Origin of the sequence: Flavobacterium sp., from assembly GCF_046317795.1 — a bacterium.
Lineage (GTDB): Bacteria > Bacteroidota > Bacteroidia > Flavobacteriales > Flavobacteriaceae > Flavobacterium.
In genome coordinates this window covers 1-8,203 of sequence record NZ_JBKCVI010000084.1, presented here as the reverse complement: position 1 = coordinate 8,203, position 8,203 = coordinate 1, and the positions used below count along the sequence as shown (strand labels likewise).

Annotated in this window: 7 protein-coding genes; 3 read left to right on the top strand and 4 right to left on the bottom strand. The window is 29.1% G+C overall.

What is annotated here, in order from left to right; all coding sequences use genetic code 11:
• Window positions 1–121 precede the first annotated feature (121 nt).
• The 4 genes from ACK5ON_RS04940 to ACK5ON_RS04925 all read right to left on the bottom strand — a co-directional run bounded on the left by ACK5ON_RS04940 (window position 122) and on the right by ACK5ON_RS04925 (window position 5,003).
• Window positions 122–718, bottom strand: coding sequence for an exonuclease domain-containing protein (locus ACK5ON_RS04940; protein ID WP_409820440.1), 597 nt, complete (start codon window positions 716–718; stop codon window positions 122–124).
• Between the two features lies 1 nt (window position 719).
• Window positions 720–2,636, bottom strand: a complete 1,917-nt coding sequence (locus ACK5ON_RS04935) for a DUF294 nucleotidyltransferase-like domain-containing protein (RefSeq protein WP_396175220.1) — start codon at window positions 2,634–2,636, stop codon at window positions 720–722.
• A gap of 248 nt (window positions 2,637–2,884) precedes the next feature.
• A complete protein-coding gene (locus tag ACK5ON_RS04930) occupies window positions 2,885–4,411 on the bottom strand; it encodes a DEAD/DEAH box helicase (RefSeq protein ID WP_409820438.1) in 1,527 nt (508 codons plus the stop codon).
• A 76-nt stretch (window positions 4,412–4,487) separates the two neighbouring features.
• On the bottom strand, window positions 4,488–5,003 hold the full coding sequence (locus tag ACK5ON_RS04925) for a DUF6155 family protein (RefSeq protein ID WP_409820436.1): 516 nt from the start codon (window positions 5,001–5,003) through the stop codon (window positions 4,488–4,490).
• A gap of 83 nt (window positions 5,004–5,086) precedes the next feature.
• On the opposite strand from ACK5ON_RS04925, the gene ACK5ON_RS04920 reads away from it, so the two are divergent.
• From ACK5ON_RS04920 to ACK5ON_RS04910, 3 genes are all read left to right on the top strand, one after another.
• The gene (locus ACK5ON_RS04920) at window positions 5,087–5,371 is read left to right on the top strand and encodes a DUF3817 domain-containing protein (protein ID WP_396175226.1); all 285 of its coding nucleotides are present in this window, start codon (window positions 5,087–5,089) and stop codon (window positions 5,369–5,371) included.
• Entirely contained in the window at window positions 5,364–6,623 is a 1,260-nt protein-coding gene (locus ACK5ON_RS04915; RefSeq protein WP_409820433.1) for a mechanosensitive ion channel family protein, read from the top strand. The genes ACK5ON_RS04920 and ACK5ON_RS04915 overlap by 8 nt, the downstream gene beginning before the upstream one ends.
• A gap of 119 nt (window positions 6,624–6,742) precedes the next feature.
• Complete coding sequence (locus tag ACK5ON_RS04910; RefSeq protein WP_409820430.1) at window positions 6,743–8,092, top strand: OmpA family protein; 1,350 nt, start codon at window positions 6,743–6,745, stop codon at window positions 8,090–8,092.
• Window positions 8,093–8,203: the final 111 nt, after the last annotated feature.

Sequence of the window (8,203 nt, the reverse complement as noted above, 5' to 3'; positions counted from 1 at the left end):
AAATACTACACTAACATGTTTATCAAAAAATAATAAACATGGGTAACCATAAAATAGTTTGATTATTGTTTTGTTTGATTTTGACAGATCGGAAAAGCCCACTCCATGGAGTGGGTTTTTGTTATTTAAACCCCAATTTAGATTTTAATTTTAAAAAGAGTAATGCTATTGAATACGCGTCATCAGAAGCAGAGTTTCTATCATTTAAAGGAACTTTATAATGTTTAATTAAGTCTTCTAAAGAAAAAGATTTACTAGTAATATCAAGTAATTTTTGATGCATAATCTCTATATCTAAAGCTTCATTTTTTAATTTTCCACATTCCATTTTTTCCAAAACATCATTAATCATTTCAATATCAAAATGTATGCGATGTCCAACCAAAACAGCATTACCTATATAATCAAGAAGGGCTTGAATTGCTGGATATTCGGCAAACTTTGGTAATTTGCTTTCGATTAAAAATTCATTAGACAATCCATGATCATGAAGGTATTTATATTGTAAAATGACTACTTCAAAATTATCTCCAATTCTTATTATATCATTTACAACTGCAATAGCTCCAAATGATAATATAACATCTTTTTTGGGATTTAATCCTGTTGTTTCAGTTGATAGAATGACATACCGACTTGATTTTGTTTCAAATTTTGCTATATACGATTTCCAAAATTCAGGGTATTCTTTATTGATATTTTTTATCCAATCTAACATGTTAAGAAAATTGTGTTAATTGAAATTTATCTTTGATTAAATCTTCTAATTCTTTCATTGGCATGAGTGCATTTTTCAATCTTTCTTTTTCAACTTTTGTTAATTCGTCAATATTAATAAAGTCACCAGAATTATCATTTTTCAGACCTTCTAATGTTCTAAATTTAGATAGAATTAAAAATGCATCGGCACAATTTAAATAAACTTCAGAAAATTTTGGATCTACCAATGCCAATTGTTTAAATCTAGAGAAGGTATTATTTATGCCTCGTAAATTTAAACTAATCGAAAAAAGGCGAGCGCCATCAACCAATGGCATTATAGCTTTGTTTTTGATGTCAAATTTACCTTTATTTTCACCTTCTTCTTCTACATTAAATTTTTTAAAAAAGTTAAGTGCAGGGCTTTTTCGCAATGCATCATTACCTAAATAATCAAAAAATAAAGCATTGTTTTTAGAATTAATTAAAACTAAGTCGGCAATGGTATCTTCTATTTTTCCTTCACCAAAAGCAATTTCGTAATCAAAAAATATACTACTAATATCATTTGAATTTTCACCCGGAGTTTTCATCCAACTATTGTATTGTTTAATCCAATCGGATAAGGACTTACACCAAAGCATATTACTTGCCATATGGCCATTTGGACAGTAATTATAACCAACTTTTTCAAGAATCTCGGTAGTCCTTTTTCCCAATTTTAAAAAGTAATCTTTGACATCTCTGTATTTTTCGGCAGCAACATCTTCAAAAATCAAAATACTGTCTTGGTCTGTTAATAATAATTGTTCTTTTCGTCCTTGACTTCCAATGCTTAACCATGCAAATCGGGCTGGAGGAGAACCTAAATCAAGTATTGCTAATTCAACAGCTCTTTTGATAATTGCCGTAATAATTTCACCGGAAATGTTATAAATATGTGGTAGTGGAATATTTTTAGCTAGTGATGATTGTATTAATTCTGTTAACTTTTCACGAACTGATTTTAATTCTTTTGGAGATAAAGAGCGTTTGATTTCCTTAATTAATACTCCAGGATTATTAGCTTGTGCTACAATTAAATCATGCTCAGAAATTATACCTTTAACCTCTGATTTATCTGAACCATCAACTGTTACGCATAAATGACTAACATTATACTTTAATAGCAATAATTGAGATTCTGCAACAGAAATATTTTCTGGAACTGTAATTACTGGTGAAGACATGATTTTGTCTAAAGTAGCAGTAATCGGAAATCTACCGTTGGCAATTTTATTTCTAAAATCAGTATCCGTAACAATTCCAATAGGATAGTTTTGATCCACCACAATAGCACTATCAACCAAGTTTTCAGTCATAAGTTGTGCAGCGTCTTTTACTATTGATGTTTTATTGACTTTTAGAGGAGTTTTGTTGTAGGTAAGTGATTGAAAATACTGAAACTCATTTGACTGTACATCAGTGTATACATTATCAGTTATTAGTTTGCCACGGTTTTCTTTGTCAAAAGGGTTTCTTGTATTTGTAGCAAAACTCTCTAGCAAGAAATCCAGTACTTGAGGGTTCTGTGCAACAAAAGGTTTGAAAACTTTAATTGGTATGGCGTAAACTATACTTTCTTCGCGTGCCTTCGCAGTCATCATGTAATTGTTCTTTGCAAAAAAAGGACGCAGTCCAAATACATCTCCAGCATAACACTTATTGAGTAATGTTTCTTCCGAATCAGCAATAACAGAAAGATTGATAACTCCTGAGGCAACAACATAAAATGATTCGTGAAGCTTGTCATTTATTTGAAACAACACTTTGTGTTTTTCTAAATTAACAACACCAATACTGGTAGCAACTTGAATTAATTCTTCAAAATTCAAATATTTGAATGGCGCATATTCTTTTAAAAAAATAGCAATATTTTCAGCAATTGAATTACTCATGTTTTTATTTCTCTAAATAATATTTATTTATTACTTGCTACAAAAATAATAAAGCATTTCCCAAAATTGTATAATTGTTTAAAACATTTTATAATTATATTTTGAGAGAAAGTAGGATGTTTTGTAAAAATATCTATTTTACATAATATAAATTATAATTCATATAATAAGGCCACGAATTAATAAAGATAAAATACTTAAATAACAATAAAACAATTTATTAGGTAACCTTATATGAATTAATAATTCTAAAAATTTAACTCTCTATACTTTTTTCCTATTGTTAATGATAATTTGGTTTTATAATCTTCAATTAACCATTCTCTATAATTTTTACTAGTTTTCCCAAGACAATTTACAAAACGTCTAATACGACTTTCAATATCATCGTTTAATAATTTTGAAAGCATTCTTGCTGCAGTTAACTCTGTTGTGTTTTCAACACACATTAAGGCGTGTTGATTTAGCGATTTTTCAATAACTTCTTTGGATCGCAAGTTTTGTGCTATTACTTTTTTAAATTCTTCTTCAATATTAATTGTAATTTCAGTTGATTTTGAAAACATCTTTCTAATTGCATCTGGCATCACGTATTTGAAATTATTTTCAATTTCAGCATCATCTCTAAGATTTTCCAAATAATATTCAGGTGATTTAAATATATGTTGCCAATCAACTGGATCATTCCATAAACCAAAGCGCAAGGCGTTATTTCCTAAATCGATAACTATAAAATTATCTTTATGAGGTAATTTTCGAGAACCCCGACCAATCATTTGAAAATACAATGTCAATGATTTAGTAGCGCGATTTAAAATAATACTTTCTACCGTTGGTTCATCAAATCCGGTAGTTAGTATTCCAACCGAAGTTAAAATGGCATCGGGAGTCTTCTTAAACCAATGTAATACGTCTTTTCGATCTTCTATCGAAGTTGTATTGTCCAAATGCTTAATAGGCAATCCTGCTTCTTTAAAGGTTTCATACACATATAATGAAGTATTGATTCCATTATTGAAAATTAATGTTTTCTTACCCAATGATTTTTCCGTGTATGCATGCAATAACTTTTCCTGCATAACCATATTCATGTATAAATCATCCGAAGATTTTACAGTATAATCGCCATTTATACCCACTTTTAAAGACGTTAGCCCAACATCATAACTATATGTTGTTGCTTTTGCTAAAAACCCTTTTTCTATAAGAGATTGAATGGTATCGCCCACTATTAGTTCATTATAATTTTGATGCATTGGAAGCTTAATATTTGAACTCAAAGGTGTTGCTGTTACACCAAGTATGAAGGATTTTTTAAACTGACTGAATAACTTTCTGAATGAATTGTAATGTGCTTCATCAATAATAACTAATCCAACATTGTCAATCATTAATTTTTCGTCATTCAATCTATTTTTCAACGTTTCAACCATTGCAACAAAACAAGAATAATCATCTTGATCTGGTAGTTCTTTAATGTTACTATTGATAATTTTGTTTTTAACATCAAACCCTTTTAGCATTTTGGAAGTTTGTTTGCAGAGTTCAATTCTATGAGTTAAAACAACTACTTTTTTGTTGTGTTTTGATAAATAACGTCTCACAATTTCAGAAAAAATAACGGTTTTTCCTCCACCTGTTGGCAATTGGTAAAGTAAATGATAATCGCTAGGCGCATTGTCCAAACGTTCAAATATCTTGTCAATATCTCCTTTTTGGTAACCGTAGAGTTCCTTTTTTTCTTCAATTTCGATATTAAAATCTTTTTGAGGCATAACGATTTTTACAATTTTGCAAAAGTACACCTAAAAAACACTTTTCACCAAAACTAAATAGTTTATTTACAAAAAATTAATATTCAAATCTTTCTATAATAGCATTAAATTCATAGCTATTGAACCAATCTTGTTTAATGGCTTGGTCCTTTATGTCCACTACCCTACTTTTGAAATCATGTAAAATTCCGTTTTCTATTAAAAAACTTACTGCTTGTTGGAAAGAAGACAACATGCTTTTGAAAAACAATTCTTGTTTAATAGTTTTCTCTGATGAAAATGTTTGAGCAATTTCTATAGTATATATCATCAGGTCAGCAATTAAAAAACTGTCGACACCAAGCGTTAAAAAATGTTTGATGAATTTTTGTGCAATTGAACGTCGCATTTTTGGTTTTTTCCCTCTGATAGGGAAATATTCATTGGAGATTTTGAGTTTTGCTTCTCGTAAAAGTTTATTTTCATTGGGGTTGAAAACGAAATCATAGTATACTTTTACATCGCTAAATTTATGATACAACTCGATAATTTGCTCTTCTAGTTGTTCTTTAGTAAGTTCATTTACGTATTTTTTTAAATCTCTTTTGCTCATTTTAATTATATGTAAGCAAAAGTAACCGCTTTTTAGTTTCTTTGTTGCTGTTATTACTTAATTTTGACATCAAATTGAAAATCATGACCAAACTTTTTAAATTTACTGCCATAGCTGAAGGGATATCCTATTTAGCACTTTTCTTTAATATGTTAATCATTAAGCCGTCGAATATTGAATTGTATAAAACTTTATTATTTCCAATAGGAATGGCTCACGGAATATTGTTTATCTTATATGTTGCATTAGCTTTCTTAATTCGCAATATTCAGAATTGGAATATAAAAGAATTGTTTTTAGTTCAACTGGCTTCGCTTTTGCCATTTGCGACCTTTTATATAGAAAAAAAATACGTAAAAAATGTATAAAATTATAGAAAAAGTATTCGGCTGGAGCTACCCTTTATTTAAGAAATGGGATTTTGGGGAAACATTTTCATCCTATTTAAGTTTACTCTTAAATATTTTAATACTTTCCCTTTTAGCATATTCTATTTTTTTAGTTTTCCGCTTAGTATTGGTTAGAGCAATGATTTTTGTAGCCAAAAAAACAAAAACAAAATTTGATGATTTATTGGTTTCTAATAAAACAGCAAAATACATTGCGCATTTAATTCCCCTACTTTTTATATATAAATCGGTTCCAATAATTTTAGAGAATTTTGTCTACTGGGAGTCTATTTTCGGGAAATTAGTTGGGATTTATATTGTGCTTTTAAGTTTGTGGATAATTAAAACCGTCTTTAATGCGCTCAAAGATTATTTAAAACAAAATCCTTCCTATAGTGATAAACCTATAGATAGTTACATTCAAGTAATTATGATTGTATTATGGGTAGTTGGTTTTGTTATAATCGTTTCGAAGATTTTTGACATCAGTACTGGCAAAATGTTAGGCACTTTCGGTGCCATATCGGCAATAATTATTTTAATTTTTAGAGATACCATTTTAGGATTTGTCGCGAGTGTACAAGTTTCATTAAACGATATGGTTCGTATTGGTGATTGGATAACGTTTGACAAATTTGGTGCTGATGGCGATGTAATTGAAATTAATTTGGCAACAGTTAAAGTTAGAAATTTTGATAATACAACCACAACAATTCCAACCTACAGTATGATTTCAGATTCTTTTAGAAATTGGCGTGGAATGTTGAATTCAGATGGAAGACGAATTAAAAGACACATATTAATTAAAGCAAACAGTATTCGTTTCTTAAAAGATAATGAATTGAACGAACTAAAAAAAATTCAATTAATTAGTGCTTACATTGAAAAGCGTCAAATAGAAATCGAAAAATACAATACATCACATCAAGTTGATAAATCTTTGATGATTAATGGAAGAAACATGACAAATTTTGGATTATTCCGAAAATATATTACACAGTATTTAAGCCAATATCCGGGATTGAATAAGGAAATGATACTCCTTTGCAGGCAGTTGCAACCTACATCTCAGGGAATTCCCTTAGAAATATATGCTTTTTCCAATGATAAAAGATTTGAAAACTATGAATTTATTATGGCAGATATATTTGACCATATTTTTGCATCAATACCTTATTTTTCTTTAGAAATTTATGAAATGCCATCTGGGAAAAATGATTTTGTGGAATAAAATTCATTGATTATTTAATTTTAGATTTTTTGATTTTAAAAAAAATATTGCATATTAATACTAAAACCATATATTTGTGCATATTTTAAAATTTGTTAATAATATTCAAAACAATAATTATGAAAAATAGATTACTATTACTTTTAACCATTTTATGCTTTTCGTTAGCTATTAATGCACAAAAGAAAAATGACAAAAATAAAAATAATTTAGAGCTTCAAGCAGCAGAACAAGATAAAGAATTGGTTGGGGAATCTTTCAACCGATGGTCTATTGAGGCAAGTTTTGGACAGTCCAAAGGCGCAAAACCATATACTGATGGATATTATGGAAATAAACCAGGGACATTTTTTGGTGGTATAGCTATCAATACCTTTAGTTTAGGTGCACGATATATGTTTAGTCCAAAGTTTGGTATAAAAGCCAATGTTAATATTGATAATCTACAAGAACAAAATGGTTCGGGTAGTTTACCTTTTCAAATGAAACATAATCAATTTACTGCGGAAGGAGTTGTTAATTTGGTAAGATTATTTGATATTCAACAGCAATCAGGTCGCTTTGGTTTATTGTTTCATTTTGGATTTAATGTTTCTAGTATGACACCAGGAATGGGTCCTCAAGATAAAACAGAGTGGAATGGCGGTGCTGTACTTGGATTATCACCTCAAATTAGAATTTTTAAAAACGTAAGTGTATTTGCTGATTTTACAGTTAATTCAAATGTTAGACAACACTATAATTGGGACGGAATTACGTTTTCAGAAGCAAAAAACAATTTAACTGGGAGTTTAGTAAGAACTTCTATTGGACTTTCTGTAGCTTTAGGAAAAGGAAAAATTCACGGAGATTGGGCTATTATTAAAGATAAAAATGATGCAAAACTTGACTCACTTAATAATAAAATTGGTGAAATTGAAGGATTAATGAATGACTCTGATAAAGATGGTGTTCCTGATTATTTAGATGTTGAAAACAACTCTATTGCTGGTGTTGCTGTAGATACTAAAGGTAGAATGGTTGACAAAAATAATAATGGAGTTCCAGATCAGTTAGAAAAATATGTAGATAATTCTATAAGTACAAATAACGATAATAATAAAAATGCTATCAATGAAAGTATGTTAGAGCAATTTATTAATGAGGGTTATGTAGCTGCTTATTTTGATAAAAATAAAAGACAACCAACTAATGGGTCTTCAGATAATATAGGATTTATTTTGAATTACTTAAGAAATAATCCAACTAAATCTGTCGATATCATTGGTTACGCAGATGAGTTGGGTAATACAGATTACAACAATAAATTATCATCTGACAGGGCTCAAAATGTTAAAGACATTTTAGTTAAATCAGGAATTGATGCTTCTAGGTTAAATATTGTTGGAAACGGTGTAGACAATTCAGTTGATAAAAACTCTGAATATGCAAGACGCTTAGTTCGTAAAGTAGTATTTAAAATAAAATAATTAACAATTAATTATTAATAACTATAATAAGACCTCTGTTTTGTAACAGAGGTTTTTTTATAGCTTTATAAGAAAAAATTATGGAAGCTAGAGACAACACTGTACTAGATC

Coding starts and splice junctions, on each gene's coding strand:
- ACK5ON_RS04910 (WP_409820430.1), top strand. CDS start 6,743: ATGAAAAATAGATTACTATTACTTTTAACCATTTTATGCTTTTCGTTA.
- ACK5ON_RS04930 (WP_409820438.1), bottom strand. CDS start 4,411: ATGCCTCAAAAAGATTTTAATATCGAAATTGAAGAAAAAAAGGAACTC.
- ACK5ON_RS04915 (WP_409820433.1), top strand. CDS start 5,364: ATGTATAAAATTATAGAAAAAGTATTCGGCTGGAGCTACCCTTTATTT.
- ACK5ON_RS04925 (WP_409820436.1), bottom strand. CDS start 5,003: ATGAGCAAAAGAGATTTAAAAAAATACGTAAATGAACTTACTAAAGAA.
- ACK5ON_RS04935 (WP_396175220.1), bottom strand. CDS start 2,636: ATGAGTAATTCAATTGCTGAAAATATTGCTATTTTTTTAAAAGAATAT.
- ACK5ON_RS04940 (WP_409820440.1), bottom strand. CDS start 718: ATGTTAGATTGGATAAAAAATATCAATAAAGAATACCCTGAATTTTGG.
- ACK5ON_RS04920 (WP_396175226.1), top strand. CDS start 5,087: ATGACCAAACTTTTTAAATTTACTGCCATAGCTGAAGGGATATCCTAT.